This is a genomic window from Mesorhizobium vachelliae (assembly GCF_033977325.1).
Taxonomy (GTDB): Bacteria; Pseudomonadota; Alphaproteobacteria; order Rhizobiales; family Rhizobiaceae; genus Mesorhizobium; species Mesorhizobium vachelliae.
Genome location: NZ_JAVIIR010000002.1, coordinates 257,289 through 275,598, shown reverse-complemented (window position 1 = coordinate 275,598; position 18,310 = coordinate 257,289). Strand labels below are relative to the sequence as shown.

Annotated in this window: 19 protein-coding genes; 10 read left to right on the top strand and 9 right to left on the bottom strand. The window is 63.0% G+C overall.

Annotated features, from left to right (window positions below; all coding sequences use genetic code 11):
* Positions 1-6: 6 nt before the first annotated feature.
* Positions 7-486 carry a DUF4189 domain-containing protein gene (locus tag RFM41_RS04975; protein WP_320246548.1) on the top strand — a complete coding sequence of 160 codons (480 nt, stop codon included), beginning with the start codon at positions 7-9 and terminating at the stop codon, positions 484-486.
* Positions 487-537: 51 nt separating this feature from the next.
* Here RFM41_RS04975 and RFM41_RS04970 read toward each other — a convergent pair whose 3' ends face one another.
* Positions 538-1,161: an FMN-binding negative transcriptional regulator gene (locus tag RFM41_RS04970; protein ID WP_320246549.1), complete on the bottom strand. Its 624-nt coding sequence runs from the start codon at positions 1,159-1,161 to the stop codon at positions 538-540.
* Between the two features lie 76 nt (positions 1,162-1,237).
* On the opposite strand from RFM41_RS04970, the gene pdxR reads away from it, so the two are divergent.
* Positions 1,238-2,665, top strand: coding sequence for a MocR-like pyridoxine biosynthesis transcription factor PdxR (gene pdxR / locus RFM41_RS04965; RefSeq protein ID WP_320246550.1), 1,428 nt, complete (start codon positions 1,238-1,240; stop codon positions 2,663-2,665).
* 13 nt (positions 2,666-2,678) lie between these two features.
* Here pdxR and RFM41_RS04960 read toward each other — a convergent pair whose 3' ends face one another.
* The 4 genes from RFM41_RS04960 to RFM41_RS04945 all read right to left on the bottom strand — a co-directional run bounded on the left by RFM41_RS04960 (position 2,679) and on the right by RFM41_RS04945 (position 6,542).
* A complete protein-coding gene (locus RFM41_RS04960; protein ID WP_320246551.1) occupies positions 2,679-3,500 on the bottom strand; it encodes a L,D-transpeptidase in 822 nt (273 codons plus the stop codon).
* A 374-nt stretch (positions 3,501-3,874) separates the two neighbouring features.
* On the bottom strand, positions 3,875-4,603 hold the full coding sequence (locus tag RFM41_RS04955) for an outer membrane protein (RefSeq protein WP_320246552.1): 729 nt from the start codon (positions 4,601-4,603) through the stop codon (positions 3,875-3,877).
* A 182-nt stretch (positions 4,604-4,785) separates the two neighbouring features.
* A complete protein-coding gene (locus tag RFM41_RS04950) occupies positions 4,786-5,757 on the bottom strand; it encodes a helix-turn-helix transcriptional regulator (RefSeq protein WP_320246553.1) in 972 nt (323 codons plus the stop codon).
* A 119-nt stretch (positions 5,758-5,876) separates the two neighbouring features.
* Positions 5,877-6,542, bottom strand: coding sequence for a haloacid dehalogenase type II (locus RFM41_RS04945; protein ID WP_320246554.1), 666 nt, complete (start codon positions 6,540-6,542; stop codon positions 5,877-5,879).
* A 253-nt stretch (positions 6,543-6,795) separates the two neighbouring features.
* On the opposite strand from RFM41_RS04945, the gene RFM41_RS04940 reads away from it, so the two are divergent.
* The 4 genes from RFM41_RS04940 to RFM41_RS04925 all read left to right on the top strand — a co-directional run bounded on the left by RFM41_RS04940 (position 6,796) and on the right by RFM41_RS04925 (position 10,042).
* Positions 6,796-7,674, top strand: coding sequence for a branched-chain amino acid aminotransferase (locus RFM41_RS04940; protein WP_320246555.1), 879 nt, complete (start codon positions 6,796-6,798; stop codon positions 7,672-7,674).
* A 209-nt stretch (positions 7,675-7,883) separates the two neighbouring features.
* On the top strand, positions 7,884-8,486 hold the full coding sequence (locus RFM41_RS04935; RefSeq protein WP_320246556.1) for a superoxide dismutase: 603 nt from the start codon (positions 7,884-7,886) through the stop codon (positions 8,484-8,486).
* Between the two features lie 160 nt (positions 8,487-8,646).
* Positions 8,647-9,084: a c-type cytochrome gene (locus RFM41_RS04930; protein ID WP_320246557.1), complete on the top strand. Its 438-nt coding sequence runs from the start codon at positions 8,647-8,649 to the stop codon at positions 9,082-9,084.
* A 10-nt stretch (positions 9,085-9,094) separates the two neighbouring features.
* On the top strand, positions 9,095-10,042 hold the full coding sequence (locus tag RFM41_RS04925) for a cytochrome c (protein WP_320246558.1): 948 nt from the start codon (positions 9,095-9,097) through the stop codon (positions 10,040-10,042).
* Between the two features lie 3 nt (positions 10,043-10,045).
* On the opposite strand, the gene RFM41_RS04920 is transcribed toward RFM41_RS04925, so the two are convergent.
* Together RFM41_RS04920 and RFM41_RS04915 are read right to left on the bottom strand one after the other, a co-directional pair.
* Positions 10,046-10,435 carry an SET domain-containing protein gene (locus RFM41_RS04920; protein WP_320246559.1) on the bottom strand — a complete coding sequence of 130 codons (390 nt, stop codon included), beginning with the start codon at positions 10,433-10,435 and terminating at the stop codon, positions 10,046-10,048.
* Between the two features lie 102 nt (positions 10,436-10,537).
* On the bottom strand, positions 10,538-12,649 hold the full coding sequence (locus RFM41_RS04915; protein WP_320246560.1) for a S9 family peptidase: 2,112 nt from the start codon (positions 12,647-12,649) through the stop codon (positions 10,538-10,540).
* A gap of 109 nt (positions 12,650-12,758) precedes the next feature.
* Here RFM41_RS04915 and RFM41_RS04910 point away from each other — a divergent pair, with 109 nt between their 5' ends.
* Together RFM41_RS04910 and RFM41_RS04905 are read left to right on the top strand one after the other, a co-directional pair.
* Positions 12,759-13,127: an SH3 domain-containing protein gene (locus RFM41_RS04910; protein WP_320246561.1), complete on the top strand. Its 369-nt coding sequence runs from the start codon at positions 12,759-12,761 to the stop codon at positions 13,125-13,127.
* 523 nt (positions 13,128-13,650) lie between these two features.
* Positions 13,651-14,076, top strand: coding sequence for a Ros/MucR family transcriptional regulator (locus tag RFM41_RS04905; protein ID WP_027164827.1), 426 nt, complete (start codon positions 13,651-13,653; stop codon positions 14,074-14,076).
* Between the two features lie 72 nt (positions 14,077-14,148).
* Here RFM41_RS04905 and RFM41_RS04900 read toward each other — a convergent pair whose 3' ends face one another.
* On the bottom strand, positions 14,149-14,577 hold the full coding sequence (locus RFM41_RS04900) for a SufE family protein (RefSeq protein ID WP_320246562.1): 429 nt from the start codon (positions 14,575-14,577) through the stop codon (positions 14,149-14,151).
* Between the two features lie 252 nt (positions 14,578-14,829).
* Complete coding sequence (locus tag RFM41_RS04895; RefSeq protein WP_320246563.1) at positions 14,830-15,225, bottom strand: DUF5330 domain-containing protein; 396 nt, start codon at positions 15,223-15,225, stop codon at positions 14,830-14,832.
* Positions 15,226-15,782: 557 nt separating this feature from the next.
* Between RFM41_RS04895 and RFM41_RS04890 the strand changes: the two genes are divergently transcribed.
* Together RFM41_RS04890 and RFM41_RS04885 are read left to right on the top strand one after the other, a co-directional pair.
* Positions 15,783-17,519, top strand: a complete 1,737-nt coding sequence (locus tag RFM41_RS04890) for a sensor histidine kinase (protein WP_320246564.1) — start codon at positions 15,783-15,785, stop codon at positions 17,517-17,519.
* Positions 17,494-18,276, top strand: coding sequence for a peptidoglycan-binding domain-containing protein (locus tag RFM41_RS04885; protein ID WP_320246565.1), 783 nt, complete (start codon positions 17,494-17,496; stop codon positions 18,274-18,276). The genes RFM41_RS04890 and RFM41_RS04885 overlap by 26 nt, the downstream gene beginning before the upstream one ends.
* The last annotated feature ends 34 nt before the right edge of the window (positions 18,277-18,310 follow it).

The window sequence follows — 18,310 nt, the reverse complement described above, 5'->3', positions numbered from 1 at the left end:
ACGAGAATGCCGATCAATCCCCGCTTTTCTATCCTGCTGCTTGCGGCTCTCGCCGGGCTTACGATTGCGAGCAACGCCGCGGACCTCATCGCGCCATCGCCGCCGCCAGAGCCGGCGAACGAGGAAAAGGGCATCTGGGGCGCGATCGCTTATTCGCCGGCCGATGGCCGTCACGGCTTCTTCTGGGGTGCCGACAAGCGGCAGGAAGCGGAGGACATCGCGCTCAAGCATTGCGAGAATGCGGACGGCAAGGGTTGCCAGGTGGTCGAAGTGTTCCGCAACCATCGCCATTGGGACGATGACGACGGCACCGGCTTTCCCTATGAGCACTGCGCTGCGCTCTCGGTCGGCAAGCACCATGGCCCGGCAACCCCGTTCTGGGGTGCGGCGTCGGCCACGACCCGCCGCGAAGCCGAGGACAAGGCGACAGCCCAGTGCGGAGGCGAGGGGAAGGAGTGCAAGGTCCGCGAGTGGGTCTGCACTTGACCTTTCTGCGGAGTTTCAGCGTCTGCGAGAGTAGCTCGGCTCTCGCGCCGCTTACACCGGAATGAGCGGCGCGACCTCGCGGTCCGACGGACGGGCGCTCGATGAAAGGCCGGACACGACACCGGCGCGATCGGCCGCGTTGCGATTCTGGCTCATCTTGCGTTTGCCTTCGAGCTTCGTGATCGGCATGCGCAGGCCGACAATGCCCTTGAGCTGCGACTGGATGAAATCCGCCGGCGCGTCCGACACGGCCCAGGGCGCGGCGCGCTCGCCTTCGTGCAGGTTGGTCAGGCGGGTCACCACCTCGAGCAGCCTGTCGGCGTCCTCGAAGAATTCGATCGGCCCATGGGCGTGGACGGCGACATAGTTCCAGGTGGGCACCACCTTCCCGGTCTCCTGCTTGGTCTGGTACCAGACCGGCGTCACATAGGCGTCCGGCCCCATGAACATCGCAAGGGCCTCGCCGACCGGAGGCACACGCCAATGCGGGTTTGCCTTGGCGACATGGCCGTAGATCACGCCGTGCTCGCCCTCATTCTCATCCAGCAGAAGCGGCAAATTCGTCGCCAGCGGGCCTTCCGTCGTGGCGGTGACCAGAATTGCCAGCCGTGCCGCGCGGATCGTGGCCGTGAGGCTCTCTTTGTCGTCGTCACGGAAGGCGGGCGGGATGTACATGGCAAAGCTCCTTGCGTCGAAAGGAAAGATGCCGGATATCTGGCTTGCTTGGAATATCCAGTTTTGAAGGTTTTGTGTGGTCCAGTTGGAGCCGGACGGCGTCGCGCGGCGGATCATCGCGGCGATCAAGGAGCAGATCCACAGCGGCGCCTATCGGCCGGGCGACCGCCTGCCGTCGACGCGGGCCTTTGCCGCCGAATGGGGTGCCTCGCGAACCACGGTGACAGCCGCCTACAATCAGCTCGACGCCGAAGGCTATCTGATCATCCGGCATGGCACGCGTGCTATAGTCGCTCCCGGGCTGGAGAAGGCGTCGGGAGAAGCGCCCGTCGCAGCCGCTTCGCCACGCAACCTCTCGGCCTTCGCACGACGGTTGCTGGCCCTGCCTCCGACGGCGTTGGCGCAGCCGGCCAGGATTGCGGATTTCCGTTATGGCGACCTGTCCGGGGCGGACTTCCCGGTGCTGGCCTGGCGGCGGGCGTCGAGCAAGGCCGTCCTGCGGCGCCCCGCGCGGCTGCGCTATGGCGATCCTCAGGGGTCTTCCGTTCTGCGCGACGCGCTTCAGGCCTATCTCTGGCGGGCGCGCGGCATCAATTGCACGACCAACCAGATCGTCATCGTCAATGGCTCGCAGCAGGGGCTGGACCTTTGCGCGCGCCTGCTGCTCGATCCCGGCGACCCCTTCGTGATCGAGAACCCCGGCTATCTGCTGGCACGCCACGCCTTCGTGGCGGCGGGAGGCATTGCCATCCCCATTCCTGTCGACGCGGATGGGCTAAGGACGGAAAAGCTGCCGCCGGCCCGTCTCGCCTATGTGACGCCTTCGCACCAGTTTCCGCTCGGCGGCGTGCTTTCGGCGACGCGGCGGCGTTCGCTGCTGGCCTGGGCCGCCGGCACGGGGGCCTATGTCGTGGAGGACGACTATGACGGCGAATACCGCCACGACATCAGCCCCATTCCGCCGCTGCAGGCACTCGACGCGGACACCGTCATCTATGTCGGCACACTGTCCAAGACGCTCTCGCCCACCTTGAGGCTCGGCTACCTTGTCGTTCCCGCCAGCCTGCGCCGGGCGTTCAGCGAGGCCAAGCGCCTGACCGACCGGCATGCTCCGATGCTGGAGCAGGACGTGCTGGTCGAGCTGCTGTCGAGCGGCGCCTATGAGCGCCACGTGCGCAGCATCCGCAGGAAGAACGCCGAGCGCCGGGACATGCTGCTAACGGCGTTGACTGATCGACTGGGGCCAAGGGTCGCCATCGCCGGGGCCGATACCGGCCTGCATGTCGTCGCCTGGATGAATGGCATCGATGCCGGGCGCGAACCGGCGATCATCGCGGCCGCGCGAGACGCCGGGATTGGGCTTTATCCCGTGTCGCCGCTTTATGATCCGAGCGGACCTCGGCCGGAAACCGCCGGGTTTATCCTTGGCTACGCCGGGCTTGAGGCGGAGGCGTTGCGCCGTGGCGTTGCGGTGCTGGCCACCATTTTGGCCGAGCACCGCTGAGGAAGCCAACCGTTCAGAAAATCTCGTTGGTGAGCTGCTTCACTGGACCGAGCAGGATCGAGCCCGTCGGCACGCCGTTATCGATCGGGATCGCCTTGTGCTCCGGCATGTCCTCTTCCGGCGCGCCGACATTGGCCGTCACGACGACCGGGGTCTTGGTCGGCACGCGATCGTAGAGGTCGATGATGTCCTGGTTGATCAGGCGCACGCAGCCCGAGGACACCGACTTGCCGATCGACCACCATTCGGGCGAGCCGTGCAGGCGGTAGAGCGTGTCCTGGTTGCCCTGGAAGAGATAGAGCGCACGCGCCCCGAGCGGGTTTTTGAGGCCACCGGGCATGCCGCCATTCTTGGCGCTGTATTGCGTCAGTTCCGGCTGGCGGGCGACCATCTCGTCCGGCGGTGTCCATTTCGGCCATTTCTGCTTCCATTGCACGACCGCGTCGCCCGACCATTCGAAGCCGGCGCGGCCGAGGCCGACGCCGTAGCGGATCGCCTGGCCGCCCTCGCGCACCAGATAGAGGAAGTGGCCGGTGGTATCGACGACGATGGTGCCCGGGCGCTGTCCGGTCGGATCGGGGACGATCTGGCGCAAGAATTTGTGATCGATCTTGTTGACCGGGATGGCCGGCAGGTCGAAGCCATTGTCCGACATCGCCCCATACATCGTCTCGTAATCGCCGAGCGGCGGCTCGACATGGGTGGGTGGCGGGGGCTGGATGGGAGCAGGGGCCGGACCGGTGGTGGCGCAGGCGGATACGGCGGCCGAAGCAGCGCCAAGGGCTGTGAAATTGAGGAAGCCACGGCGGCTGATGCGGAAGGAAGCGTCTGACATGGTTGCCTTTTCTAGGTCTTAATTCGCAAGAAAGCATGAATCCGCGGGCACGTCGCAGGCGACATTCATAACAGTCGGCGGCGATAGGCGGTTCCAATTCTGGCCTGAGGGTGGACAGAAAAAGGCGAAGCTGTGACCGCGCCACAGCTGTTGCGCTGCGGCAACAGCGGCGTCAGACCTCCGTCAGGAGGTCTTCAGGCGAGGGTAGGGGGAGAATTCTGCGGTGTGCCTGGACGGCGCCCGAGCGCCCGATGCGGATGCCGGCCTCGGTCGTGATATTTTATTGCAAAGGGCAGATGGTTCCAGGTCGGTCCGACCTGGAACCATCCGCCCCTCTCTACCGGCCAGGCTGATCGCCAGTCGCGTGAGAGTCGTCAGAAGCGAAAATTGACAAAGGCCTTGAGCGTATGGAGATCGACGTCGTCGTTGATCGTCAAGCCCTCGCCATTGTCGAGAATCTGCTTGGCGCCGAGATCGACAAAGGCATATTCGGTGCCGAACGAGATGCGATCCGTGATGGCATATTCGACGCCCGCGCCCACGGTCCAGCCGGTGCGCGTCTGGCTCTCGCTGAAGACGTTCGTACCTCCAAGGTCCAACCTGTGCTCGGTCTTGCCATAAGCGAGACCGCCATGCGCATAGAGCAGGGCGCGATCCCAAGCGTAGCCGACGCGGGCGCGCACCGTGCCCAGATATTTCAGCTTCGATTCGCCGTCGAGAAACTCGACGCCGTTGGAGGACGCCGTGATCGAGGCGGAATAGTTCGACCCCGCGATGTCGGCGACGGCGCCGACCACCCACTTGTCGTTCATCTGCCAATCGTAGCCGGCCTGAATGCCGCCCAGAAATCCGCTGGCCGAAACGTCGAAATTGCCGATTTGCGGCGGCGGATTGCCATCCGCGAAAATCTGCCTTGTGCCATATTCCATGTCGCCGACGGCCAGGGTGCCAAAGCCACCGACATAAAAGCCTGTCCAGCTAAACGCCGCCGGGGCCTCGGGCGGTGCAGGTGGCGCTTCGGAAACGACGGTATCGGCTGCGATTGCCGCTCCGGTCGTGACGAGCAACGCCGCGACGAATGTGGAGATTGAAAAGGAGTTCATACAGTTGCTTCCTCATCTGAAAGACGATTCATCCGGGCTTCCTCTGCTGCCCATTGACGACCGCTACCAGATAAACCGCCGCCACGTGTGGACGGCGCGGAAGTGCTTGTCGCAATAGAGGAACAGGCATCGCCCGCCCTTGCAACATTTGCAAAATTGCATCAGTTCGTTCTGGAAATACTCTATTTTTCCGGCAGGCCCATGGTCATCGCCAGATGGCGGACGTCGTTCGGGGCCATTCCGTAGTGAAGCCTGAACTGGCGGTAGAAGGTGGAAGGCTCGACGAAGCCAGCCTCGAAGGCGATGTCGGCGATACGCCGCAAGACCTGCCGCCGGTCGATCAGGCAGCTGTGGACATAGGCCAGCCTGATCTCCGTCACGTAATCGGAAAAACTAGTGTTTTCGGCGGCGAACAACTGGCGGATATAACGCGTGCTGATGGCGAATTTGCGCGCGACCTGCTCGACGTTCAGCCCCGGTTCATGAAACGCGCTGGAAATGTGCTGCTTGATCGCGGCCAGTCGCGCCGCCCTGACACCCGACGACGCGGTATCGTGGCGCGCGCCCAGGGCAAGGACGAGCAGGTCGGTGACATGCCGGGCAATCAGCGGGGTCAGTGCCGGTGGTGCCGTGTCCGGCGACAGCGACGAGAGGTAGCTGAACAGCAGGCGATGCACCGGATTGCTGCCGTCGATGTAATCGGGGCGGATGTCATCCAGGTTCCTGACGAAGGGCGTCACCAGCGAACGTTTGAATTGTATCGCCATCGACCAGGTCGAATCTTCGGTCGAAACGGAGAAACGGCGATCGAGCGCCAGCAGCGCCGGAACCGCTGGCCGGGCTGCGAAATCGCCCCGGCCGGGCACCGATACGTGGGAACCGCCCCTGTTCCACGACAGCATGATGTCGTCGTTGCCGTCATCCATCAATTCGGTCGTCCGTTCCCATGCCATGAGGGAAACCGACCCTTTCGTGCACATCATGTCGGGCAGAAGCACGGTCGTGCCATCGAACTTGAGCGTATGGTCCCGGTGCGGCGAAACCTCCATCCGCCTCTGGGTGCGCCCGCATACATCGCGGATGAACGCTTCGCGATGCTGGATTGGAACGTCATCAAGGCTGAAGGACACGACGTTGTCGGCGCTTGAGAACACCCCCATTCCCCCCGGAACTGTTGATCGTCCCATGTATGATAGGGCCACGTGCGGTTTGCAACCAAAAGATGTGTCTGGCGAATGTGGCCGTGCGTGCAAAGCGGCGTCGCCCAAGCGTCTCAGACGCCCGCCAGGAGGCCCTCGAGCGAAGGCAGGATAAGCCCTGGCGGAAAATCGCGGTACTCGTCCGGCTGGTTGGTCCGGTTGATCCAGACGGTGCGGAAACCGAACTTGGTCGCGCCGGCGACATCCCAGCGGTTCGACGATTGGAACGACACCGCGCCCGGATAGAGCCGCCAGCCTGTGACCACCATGTCATAGACCGACGGATCGGTCTTGAAGCGTTTGACCTGGTCGACCGAAAACACGTCGTCGAGGATCTGGTCGAGCGCCGCGGATTTGACCGCCGCGTCTAGCATTTCGGGTGAGCCGTTGGAGAGGATCGCGAGCTTCGCGCCCGACGCTTTGAGTGCCTTCAGCACGGCCGGCACTTCCGGATAGCAATCGAGCCGCCAATAGGCTTCGAGCAGTTTCGTCCGCAACGCCGGATCGGCCGAAGGCACCTTGCGCAAAGCGAAATCCAGCGCCTGCTCGGTCAATTGCCAGAAATCGGCGTAAGCGCCCCCCATCAGCGTCCTGACCCAGGAATATTCGAGCTGCTTGGCGCGCCAGATTTCCGACAGCAACTGGCCGTCCGGGCCGATCTCGCCGGCATGGCGGCGCACGGCGGCGTGCACGTCGAACAACGTGCCATAGGCGTCGAAGACATAGGCCGCATGATGCATGACTAGAGTTTTGAGGCGAGGATGCGCTCCGTGCAAGCGCTGATTGCGCTTTAATGCATGTCGTCCAAAAGTGTGTCGCGGTTTTGGGAAACCGACATGCATCAAGAAAGGACTTACAGAGCGTTGCCCGATCTGTATCGGGCGACGCTCTGTAAGTGCCGCTGGCCTCAACGATTTTCGGCCATGTCGGTTGACGCCGGCCCTCAAAGCATCGTCCTATGCCAGCCCGAAATCACTCATTTGGACGGCAGACATGACACTGGCGGCAGCGGCGCAAACCGCGACTTGGACCTATGTGGACGGCGACTGGTATGAAGGCAATGTCGCGGTACTGGGGCCGCGCAGCCATGCCATGTGGCTTGGCACCAGCGTCTTTGACGGCGGCCGCTGGTTCGAAGGCGTCGCGCCCGACCTCGAGCTTCACTCCGCTCGCATCAACGCGTCCGCGACCGCGCTTGGCCTGAAGCCTACGATGACGTCGCAAGAGATCGTCGGCCTGACCTGGGACGGCCTGAAGAAGTTCGACGGCAAAACGGCGGTCTATATCAGGCCGATGTATTGGGCAGAGCATGGCGGCTATATGGGCGTGCCGGCCGACCCCGACTCGACCCGCTTCTGCCTGTGCCTCTACGAAGCGCCGATGATCCCGCCGTCCGGCTTTTCGATCGCGGTCTCGCCGTTCCGGCGGCCGACCATCGAGACCATGCCCACCAACGCCAAGGCCGGCTGCCTCTACCCCAACAATGGCCGCGCCATCCTGGAGGCCAAGAATCGCGGCTTCGACAACGCGCTCGTGCTCGATATGCTGGGCAATGTCGCCGAGACCGGAACCTCCAACATCTTCCTGGTCAAGGACGGCCATGTGATGACGCCGGCCCCGAACGGCACGTTCCTGTCGGGCATCACCCGGTCGCGCACCATCAACCTGTTGGGCGACTACGGCTTCAGGACCACCGAGAAGACGCTGTCGGTCCGCGATTTCCTCGAAGCAGACGAAATCTTCTCGACCGGCAACCACTCCAAGGTCGTGCCGGTCACCCGCATCGAGAACCGCGACCTGCAGCCCGGGCCTGTGGCCAAGAAGGCGCGCGAGCTCTATTGGGAATGGGCGCATTCGACGTCCGCCGCTTGAGCCGCCGGAGCTGCTCACCTTTTCGCTGAAACGGCGAGCCGCTCCATCTCCTTGTTTTGCGCAATTCCGGGCGGAAACCGTTTCGCACTTTTCCCGGAATTGCTCTAAAAAGTCGCTCGGCGCTCCATTTCCGGAGTTGCCCCGATCCGTTCCAGACCTATCTTAGCTCGGTAATATCACCGGACTTTTTCCTCGAGGGAGTACCATCCATGGCTTTTGAGTTGCCCGCTTTGCCTTATGACTATGAGGCCTTGCAGCCTTACATGTCGAAGGAGACGCTGGAGTATCACCACGACAAGCACCACAAGGCCTACGTCGACAACGGCAACAAGCTGGCCGCCGAAGCCGGGCTGGGCGACCTGTCGGTCGAAGAGGTCGTGAAGCAGTCCTTCGGCAAGAATGCCGGGCTCTTCAACAACGCCGCCCAGCACTACAACCACATCCATTTCTGGAAGTGGATGAAGAAGGGTGGCGGCGGCAACAAGCTGCCGGGCGCGCTGCAGAAGGCCTTCGACAGCGACCTCGGCGGCTACGACAAGTTCAAGGCGGATTTCATCGCCGCCGGCACCACCCAGTTCGGTTCCGGTTGGGCCTGGGTTTCGGTCAAGAACGGCAAGCTCGAGATCTCCAAGACGCCGAATGGCGAGAATCCGCTGGTCCATGGCGGCTCGCCGATCCTCGGCGTCGATGTTTGGGAGCACTCCTATTACATCGACTACCGCAACGCGCGGCCGAAATACCTCGAGGCCTTCGTCGACAGCCTGATCAACTGGGACCACGTCCTGGAGCTGTATGAAAAGGCTAAAGGCTGACCGATTTTGATGAAAAGCCCCGGCATGCCGGGGCTTTTCTTTTTCGGGCAGGAGAAACTGCCGGCCAGCCAGCAAAATCGTGACGGCGAAGGGGAATAATCTCACTGTGACGCCCGTTAACGTTCAGTCCCTTGATCTCTTCATCCACGGAGCCAATTGAATGAGAAAGCTTGTTCTCGCCATCTCTATGCTCGCCTTTGCCGGTTCGGTCGCTGTTGCCGATCCGATTCAGGACCGCCAGGCCCTGATGAAGGAGCGCGGCAAGCTCGCCGGCCAGTTGTCCAAGGTGGTCAAGGGCGAGGAGGATTTCGACGCGGCCGCCGTGCTGACGACGCTGAAGGCCCTGCAGGCCAATGCCGAGAAGTTCGATGCCGAAAAGCTTTTCCCGGCCGGCTCCGACAAGGGCGACACCACGGCCGCGCCGAAGATCTGGGAAGACATGACCGGCTTCAAGGCCGCCGAGGACAAGTTCCTGGCCAACGCCAAGGAAGCGGTCGCCTCACCGCCGGGTGATGTCGATGGTCTGAAGGCGCAGCTCAACACCCTTGGTGGCGATTGCGGCGCCTGTCATCAGAGCTACAGGATCAAGAAGAGCTGATCGCCTGACGATGGCCTGGTTGAGGAAGCTTGTCGGCGCCGTCATTGTGCTTGGCGGCGCCGCGGGCGCTGCTGGCTGGGTCCTGTCGGCGCCCGTCAGGCTGGACGATGGCACCGTCGCGCAACTCGGCCCAGGGGACGCCGCCAAAGGCAAGCGCATCTTCTATGCCGGGGGTTGTACCTCCTGCCACGCCAAGCCGGGCGCTCAGGGCGACGCCCGCCTCGAGCTTGTCGGCGGCCTGGAACTCAAGACGCCGTTCGGCACTTTCGTTCCGCCCAACATCTCGCAGGACCAAAAGGACGGCATCGGCGCCTGGAGCGAGGAGGACTTCGCCAACGCCATGCTCAAGGGCGTTTCGCCTTCCGGCGAGCATTTCTATCCGGCCTTTCCCTATGCCTCCTACGCGCGCATGAAGCCGGCCGACATCGCCGACCTCTACGCCTTCATGAAGACGCTGCCGGCGGTTGCCGGCAAGGCGCCGGATCACAAGCTGTCCTTCCCCTTCACCATCCGCCGCGGCATCGGCCTGTGGAAGCGTCTCTATCTCAGCCCCGAGCCGGTGATCGCGCTGCCCGACGGCGCGCCGGGCAAGGTGCTGGCCGGCCGTTACCTGGTCGAAGGGCCCGGCCATTGCGGCGAATGCCACACGCCGCGTGACTTCGCTGGTGGTGTCAACAAGGGCGAGTGGCTGGCAGGCGCCGTGGCCGCCGAAGGCTCAGGCATCGTGCCCAACATCACCCCCGACGGGAAGAGCATCAAGAGCTGGTCGGAAGCCGATATCGCCAACTATCTCGAGACCGGCTTCACGCCGGAGTTCGATTCCGTTGGCGGCGCCATGGTCGAGGTGCAGCGCAACACGGCGCAGCTGACCGCCGACGACCGCGCCGCGATCGCCGCCTACCTCAAGGCTGTCCCACCGCATCCGAACGGCTATCCGGCGCGCAAGCCGGCGAGCTAACCTTTATGGGTGGCGGTCGCCCAGGAAGTCGAAGCCGTTCTCGAAAAAGTGGTTGTAGTCGCAGGTCAGTTCCTCGCCGGGCGCGATGTCGCGCAACGCATAGGCCTCTTCCGGAGAGGAGATATCGCAGTTCGGGTCGTCCGCGTGGTTCATGTAGCGGGCGTCATCCGCCTCAAAGACGATGAAGTTGGGATCGCGCCGGTCAGGATAGGAATAGCGGTCGAGATAGGACTTCACCGGGCCGGATTCGCCCTCGTAGGTCTCTATGGGAATGCGTCGATCGAACCTTGGATCGAGCTTCCAGATCAATGTGCCCTGCGTGATGCGGTGTTTGGCGAAGACGCCGATGCCCTGGATAGGCGATTTGTCGAGATAGACGTCGACGAGCAGCATGATGAACCCTGCGGATGTATCGGGGCGCGGCCCGAAATGGCTACGACCAAAAAACGACGGCGCATTGCCTAGCGCGCGAGCCTTGCAATTGCGAGTGGAAAATCAGGCCTTGCCGGTCACTTTCAAGGCATAGGCGTAAATGTAGGCGATCTCCTCCAGCCGCGAGAACCGGCCGGACGCGCCGGCGTGCCCGGACTCCATGTTGATCTTGAACAGGACCGGATTGCCGCCTGCCTTGCGCTCCCGCAGCCTCGCCACCCATTTCGCCGGCTCCCAATAGGTGACGCGCGGATCGGAGAGGCCTGCCAGCGCCAGGATCGGCGGGTAGTCGAGCGCCGCCACATTGTCATAAGGCGAATAGGCCGCGATCGTCTCATAGTCGTCGGCGGACGCGATCGGATTGCCCCATTCCGGCCATTCCGGCGGCGTCAGCGGCAGGCTGGCGTCGAGCATGGTGGTGAGCACATCGACGAAGGGCACCTCGGCGACGATGCCGCCGAAATCCTCCGGCGCCATGTTGGCGATCGCGCCCATCAGCATGCCGCCGGCTGAGCCGCCCTGTGCGACGATGCGGTCATGCTGCGTGTAGCGCTCGGCGACGAGGTGACGGGCGCAGGCGATGAAATCGGTGAAGGTGTTCATCTTCCTCGCCCGCTTGCCGTCCTCATACCAACCATAGCCTTTGTCCTTGCCGCCGCGCACATGCGCGATGGCGTAGACGAAGCCGCGGTCGACCAGCGACAGGCAGTTGGTGTTGAAGGCGGAAGGCACGGTGATGCCGTAGGAGCCGTAGCCATAGAGCAGGCAGGGCGCCGAGCCGTCCAGTGGCGTGTCGCGATGGTATAGCAGCGAGATCGGCACCAGCTCGCCATCGGCTGCCGGCGCCATCAGCCGGCGCGTGACATAGTGCTCCGGATCGTGGCCGGAGGGCACTTCCTGCGTCTTCAAGAGCACGCGCTCGCGGCTGCGCATGTTGTAGTCGAACACCTGCGCCGGCGTCGTCATCGACGAATAGGTGAAGCGCATCGTCTCGGTGTCGTATTCGTAGGAGCCGGAGAGACCGAGCGAGAAAGCCTCCTCGTCGAAGGAGATGAAATGCTCCTCGCCGCTGGCGCGCTCGCGCACCACGATGCGCGGCAGTCCGTCCTTGCGCTCCAGCCGGACCATGTGATGCTTGAAGCCGAGCACCGACAGGATCAGCCGGCCGGGCTCGTGCGGCACCAGTTCCTGCCAGTTGGCGCGCACCGGGTTGCCGGCCGGCGCGGTCATGATCTTGAAGTCCTTGGCGCCGTCGGCATTGGTGAGGATGAAGAAGATGTCGCCGCCTTCTTCTAGGTCGTATTGCAGTCCGGTCTCGCGCACCGCCACCAGCTTCGGCTCGGCCGATGGATCATTGGCGGGCAGCAGGCGGTATTCCGAAGTCTCATGGTCGTTGATGCCGATCATGATCCAGTCGTTTGCGCGCGTGCCGCTGACATCCATGAAGAAGCCCGGATCGGTTTCCTCATAGATTAGCCGGTCGTTCTCTGGCTTGTCGCCGAGCGCGTGGAAGAACACTTTCGACGGGCGATGGTTGTCGTCGAGATGGGTATAGAAAAAGCCGTCGTCGCCGGCGTCCCATACCCCGCCGCCGCCCGTATCCGGAATCTGGTCGGCAAGGTCCTTGCCGCTCGCGAGATCGCGCACGCGCAGCGCGAAGAATTCCGAGCCCTTGTCGTCGAAGGCCCACAGCAGCTTCCCGTGGTCGCCCGAATGATCGACGCCGCCGAGTCGGAAATAGGCCTTGCCCTCGGCCTCCTTATCGCCGTCGAGCAGGATCTCCTCGGTGCCGCCGTCGCGCGGCGTGCGGAAATATCGCGGCTGCTCGCCGCCCAGCCGGAAGGAAGAGCCATAAGCATAGGGGCCGTCCTTCATCGGCACCGTCGAATCGTCTTCCTTGATGCGTCCCTTCATCTCGGCAAACAGCTTGCCGCGCAGGTCCGCCGTGCCCGCCATCAGTGCCGCCTGATAGGCGTTTTCAGCTTCGAGATGAGCGCGGATGCGGCCGTCGAGCAGGGAAGGGTCACGGAATACGGCCTGCCAGTTGTCGGCCCGCATCCAGGCATAGTCGTCGCTGCGGGTGATGCCGTGATGCGTGTCGGAAACCGGATGTTTCTCAGGGGCCGGCGGGCTGGCGGCCGGGAAGGCGGAAGTCAAGGCGGAAGCTCTGGTCATTACGTCTCGCTGCGGAATTTGCTTGAATGACGAATGAACACGCCGCTCAGCGGCGGTTCAAGGGGCGCGGCTCAAGATGGCCTTTAGAAGCTAAGTCGAAGGGGGAAAGATGAAATCCTGTGTTTCTACCGCAATGTCTGTTGCCGCCCTCGCGGCAGGTCTGGCTTTTTCCAGTCAGTCTCATGCAACCGTCTTTGCCGCCTGGCAAGTGGCGGGCATTCCATTCGGCGATACGCTCAATGCGCGAAAGTATCCGTCCAACGCATCGCAAAAACAGGCCGCCTATCCGAACGGCACCGTGTTGCAGATGACCGGCCGCTGCACCGGCGGCGTAAACCTGCTCGATATCGCCCGGCAGCCGCAATGGAAGCAGCGCCAGGCGATCCGTTATCGCTGGTGCGAGGTCTGGCACGATCCGGCGCAGAACGGTCATTTCGTCACCGGCTGGGTCTACGGCAAATATATCGCGCCCTACTAAAGCGTGTCTCCCGAAAGTGGGAACCGGTTTCGGGATGAAGACGTGCGTAAAATCAAAAACCTAAAGCGCATGGAGCGAATCTGAAAGATCGGGACGCGCTTTGGAAACATCGTTCACCCCGCCTTATCGGATCCGGCCGGCAAGACGACGTCCTTGCGCTTCGTTACGCCGCAGGATTCGTTGTAGCGGCGCAACAGGCACCCAAGCATTGGCCAAGCATTGGATGCCGTGTCGAGTGGCGATCGGATGTCTAACACGTGGATGACGCAACGTCATGGCATGCTGGTCTGGCCAGAAAAATCCCGCGAAGTTACACGGTGCACGAATTTTTGAAGCTGAATCGGCAATATTTGATGAATATCGACCAATATAAATCATTAGGCGAATTGACTTACTTTCAATGCGGCGTCATTAAGATAACCGACGCGAATCTCAGAGCCTTTCCTGAATGAAATTCGCGCGATGCCCGATCCAGAAAAAAGGGCGCAGTTTTAGAAACAACTCTCGTTGGGGCCTTAGCACTATGGAAATCGTCGAAACACCTTCGAAAAACGGTGATGCGCTGATCGAGCTGACCGCCGATGTCGTCGCCGCCTATGTCAGCAACAACCCGGTGCCGGTCGGGGAACTGCCGAACCTTATTGCCGACGTCCATGCCGCGTTGGGCCGTGTGGGCGGCTCGCCGGAGCAGCCGTCAGCCGAGAAGCAGAAGCCGGCCGTCAACCCGAAGCGCTCCGTCCATGACGACTACATCGTCTGTCTCGAGGACGGAAAGAAGTTCAAGTCGCTGAAGCGGCATTTGATGACCCACTACAATCTCACGCCGGAAGAGTACCGTGAGAAGTGGGGCCTCGACGCCAACTATCCGATGGTCGCGCCCAATTATGCGGCCGCCCGCTCGCAGCTGGCCAAGAAGATGGGTCTGGGCCGCAAGCGCAAGGGCCGCTGACGGCTTCTGCTCATTCAAGCAGCTCGACGGCGCCCTTGCGGCGCCGTTTTGCTTTGTGGTTGTCGGCCCGGATCAGGCCGTCTGCTTCAACGCCGCTTCCGCGTCGCGCTTGATGCGCTTGACCATCGAGCGCAGGCCGTTGGCGCGCTGCGGCGACAGATGCTCGTCCAGCCCGAGCTCCTTCAGCGTCGCTTCGGCGTCCGTGCTCTGGATCTCGCTTGCATGCCTGCCTGAAAACAACGCCAGCATGATGGCGACGAGGCCGCGAACGATATGGGCATCCGAATCGCCCTGGAAGCTGATCACCGGATCGGCGCCCGTGCCCTGCTCGGTGGTGAGCCACACCTGGCTCACACAGCCGGGCACCTTGTTCGCGGCCGTGCGCTCCGCCTCTGGAAAAGGCGGCAGGCCTTCGCCGAGCTCGATCACATAGCGATAGCGGTCCTCCCACTCGTCGAGCAGGGTAAAGTCGTCGCGGATCGTTTGGATCGGGGTCGTCATTGCCCCGCATATAGTGGCCCGGCACCGCCGCGTCACGGAAAAAGAAAGACGCCGCGGGCGTCGAGAGGTCGGACGGGCCCGCGGCGTAGAGCAATTCCAGGAAAAGTGCGTAGCGGTTTTCCGTCCGGAATTGCGCCAAAAATTAAGAGAGCAATTCCAGGAAAAGTGCGTAGCGGTTAGGTTCGGCGACTTCGCCGTGGCCTCCGTCCGGAATTGCGCCAAAAGAGATTGAGCGAACGGCTGAGGATTGGCTTAGTTCTTGGCCGTCAACAGCACCGGAATGTTGACCTTGGCGGGCAGCACGATGTCCTCGGCGGTGACGCTGCCGGTGGTCATCTTGGCGGTGTCCGCGTCCTTCGTCTCGACCGCGCCTGACTGCGCCGGCTGCTTGTCGTCGATCATGGCCGCGGCGATCTTGGCCGTTTCCTTGGCGCGAACGGTGATGGTGTACATGGCCGATTTGCCGGTTTCGCAGACATCGGGCTTGCGCTCGCAGAGCCCTGCAATGTCGCCGACCGCCTCGCGCGCCGCAAACAGCGCCTGGATCGGCCCGACGCTCTGCTGGCCATCCTCGCCCGGGCCGACGCCGAGCGGCAGCGCCAGCAGAACCAGCGAAAACCAGAAAGCTATCCTGATCAGAAAGCCCATCTTACTTGCCTCTCATCCGGGATGGATGATGCATCCATCCGTGACGGATCATGCATCCCTTGGCATGACCTCTTTTATGGGCGCGATAATGGCACAACCACGCAAAGGACGGCTTGCGCCGAAGCCGCCAATTTTCCTCAAATTTTAGGCAAATTCGAAAGGAATTGGTTTTGAAACGGACTTGTCTTGAATCTCGTAAACTGCGTTAACTTTATAATAACCATATATCCTATTGTAATTAAATAGTTTTATCCCTTGTAGCGGTTAGCCGGGTCAAGTTGAGGCCCGTTTTGGCACAGGCCTCGCGGCTAACCCGCCGTTTACCATGGCGGCAACTCGGCGTGCTTTGCGGGGTCGGCATTACAATATTTGCCCCTGGGCGGGTCGGCAGCCCCCACCAGCCTTATCCATTCCTTAAACGCTGGATGCGAGTTTCAAGCCAATTGATGAGTCACCTGCCAGGCAGGGTTTTTTTACGACCGGGTACGCGTGCGTTGAGTTCTATTTCAGCCAGATACGTTCAATTGCCCGGCGCAGTCTCTGCCGGTTGCGAACGCATGGTTCACCCGACAGTGACGGGTGAGGCCGAACGTTTGCGCCAGCGCCGCTTCATCGGCATCATGCTCGCCGCTCCGTTCCTGGCTGCGGGTGCCGCGGTCACGCTTGTCACGTCCAGCCTCGGCGCGGCCGTCACGATGGCCGCGATCTTTGCCGCTTTCGGCTTGTGCTGGTTCGCAGCGCTTCTGGTGGCGGCCACCGGCCATATGGCGCTCGCCGGCCGCATGGCTGTCGTGCTGGGCGGGTTTGCCCTTGCAGGCGCTATCGCCGCGGCGGGCGGACCGGCTTCGCCGGTCGCGCTGCTTGCCGTCGCCTTGCCGGTTGAGACCTGGTGGGTCTCGGGATCGCGGCGCGCCGCTCTGTCGAGCGCGCTGGCGGCTCTTGCCGCCATCGTGCTGCAACCCTTTGTCGGACAGTTCCTCCCGCTCGGCGAAATCGCTGCCTGGCATTGGCTGCTGCCGCTCGCCTGGGCGCTGACGCTGTTGCCGCGGGCCACCGCCTTCGCCAACACGGCAGGCTCGCGGCTGACGGAGCCTGCCGGCGATCGTCTCGAGGACGTCATCGATGCTGTCGTGCTGCGCCTCGGGCGCCAGGGCGATGTGCTCGACGCGTCCGCCAAGGCGCGTTCGATCCTGAAATTGGCGCCGGAGCTCCTGCTCGGCACCGGCCTGTTCGATCGCATCCATCTTTCCGACCGGGTCGCCTATCTTTCCGCTTTGGCCGACATGCGGGACGGCGCGCCGAAGCGCCGGCTTGATCTGCGCATCCGCCTGCCGCGCGAGGGCTCCGGCGCGGCCGACAATTTCCGCCCGTTCAGCCTCGAGCTGCTGCGCGGCGAGGCCGACCGCGACGTCTTCACCCTGGTCCTGCGTGAAAACGACGATGTCGCGGCATTGCGCGAGGAGCTTGCGGAAGCACGGGAAGCCGCCGCGACCGCCGAAGTGGCCAAGGGCCGCTTCCTGGCGGTGGTCAGCCACGAGTTGCGCACGCCGCTCAACGCCATCATCGGCTTTTCCGACATGCTGCTGCATGAGATGTTCGGCGCCTTCAAGGATCCGCGCCAGAAGGAATATGTCGGCCTGGTCAGGGAGTCCGGCCAGCATCTTCTATCGGTCGTCACCTCGATCCTCGACGTGTCGCGCATCGAGGCGGGCTCTTATGCGACCGAGCTGGAGCCGTTCCGCTTCGTCGAAGCCGTCGACATGTGCCGCTCGATGATGCGGCCGCTGGCCGACGCCAAGGGCATCATTCTTGCAACACAGATTGCGCCGGATGCGGGCGAGATCAATGCAGACCGCCGCGCGGTGCAGCAGATCCTGATCAATCTCGCTTCGAACGCCGTGAAATTCACGCCCGATGGCGGCAGCGTGGTGATTGGCGCCAAGCGCGTCGGCTCGCGCCTGCATTTCTGGGTGAGCGACACCGGCATCGGCATCGCCGAGGAGGATATGGCCAATCTCGGCAAGCCGTTCATGCAGATCCAGAACGACTACACGCGCCGTTTCGAGGGAACCGGGCTCGGCCTGTCGCTGGTCAAGGGCCTGGTGGCGCTGCACGACGGCACGATGTCGATCGAGAGCGCGCCGGGTGAGGGCACGACGGTGACGATCGGCCTGCCGGTGAACGGGCCGAAGCGGCATTCCGATGCGCCTTCCGGCGTGCTGGCCATGCCGGCGGCGAAGCCGAAGGGGGATAGAGATGGGGAGAGAAATGGCTCGCTCCGCAAAACGGCCTAAGGTCGTCGAACCCGAACGCGGCGTGCTCGCCGAAGGCGCGGTCGCCGTTGGTCAGCTGATCGCAAGCAATCCGGTCCTGGTCGGCGGTTCGACCGCCTTCCTGGTGACGCTGTTCTATGTCTCGGCCAATGCGCTCTGGTATCAGCCTTTTCCGCATACGGGCGCCTTCTTCGCCACACGCAGCATCGAGAATTTCCCGCATACCGTCTCCCACGAACCGGAGACCACCATCAACATCGTGCGCCAGCCACCGGCGCAGCCCGCGGCAAAGCCGGACCCGGTCGTCCAGCAGGTGCAGGGCATTCTGAAGGACCTCAACTTCTATGACGGCACGATCGACGGTCTCACCGGGCCGGCCACGCGCAAGGCGATCCAGGCCTACCAGCTGAAAGTCGGGCTGCCCGGCTCGGGCGAGATCGATGGGGCGCTGCTCGACCAGCTTGGCGCCCGCCAGACGACGGCGGCCATTCCACACCCGGCGCCGCGGCCGGCCGATGGCACCGCCAACGCCAAACCGCCGGTGATTCCCGTCTCGGCCCCGGCCGACGGCGCCACGCAATCGCCCGATGCCCGCATCGTCAAGATCCAGGCCGGCTTGAAGGCTTTCGGTAACAACGACATGCAGCTTGACGGCAAGGTCGGCGCCCGCACCAAGGCCGCGATCAAGGAATTCCAAGCCTTGTTCGGCCTGCCCGAGACCGGCGAGCCGGACGAAGCAGTCTACGTCAAGATGCGCGAGATCGGCCTGACGAACTGAGCGGCGGCGTGGTCGTTTCAGGTCCTTCATCCTT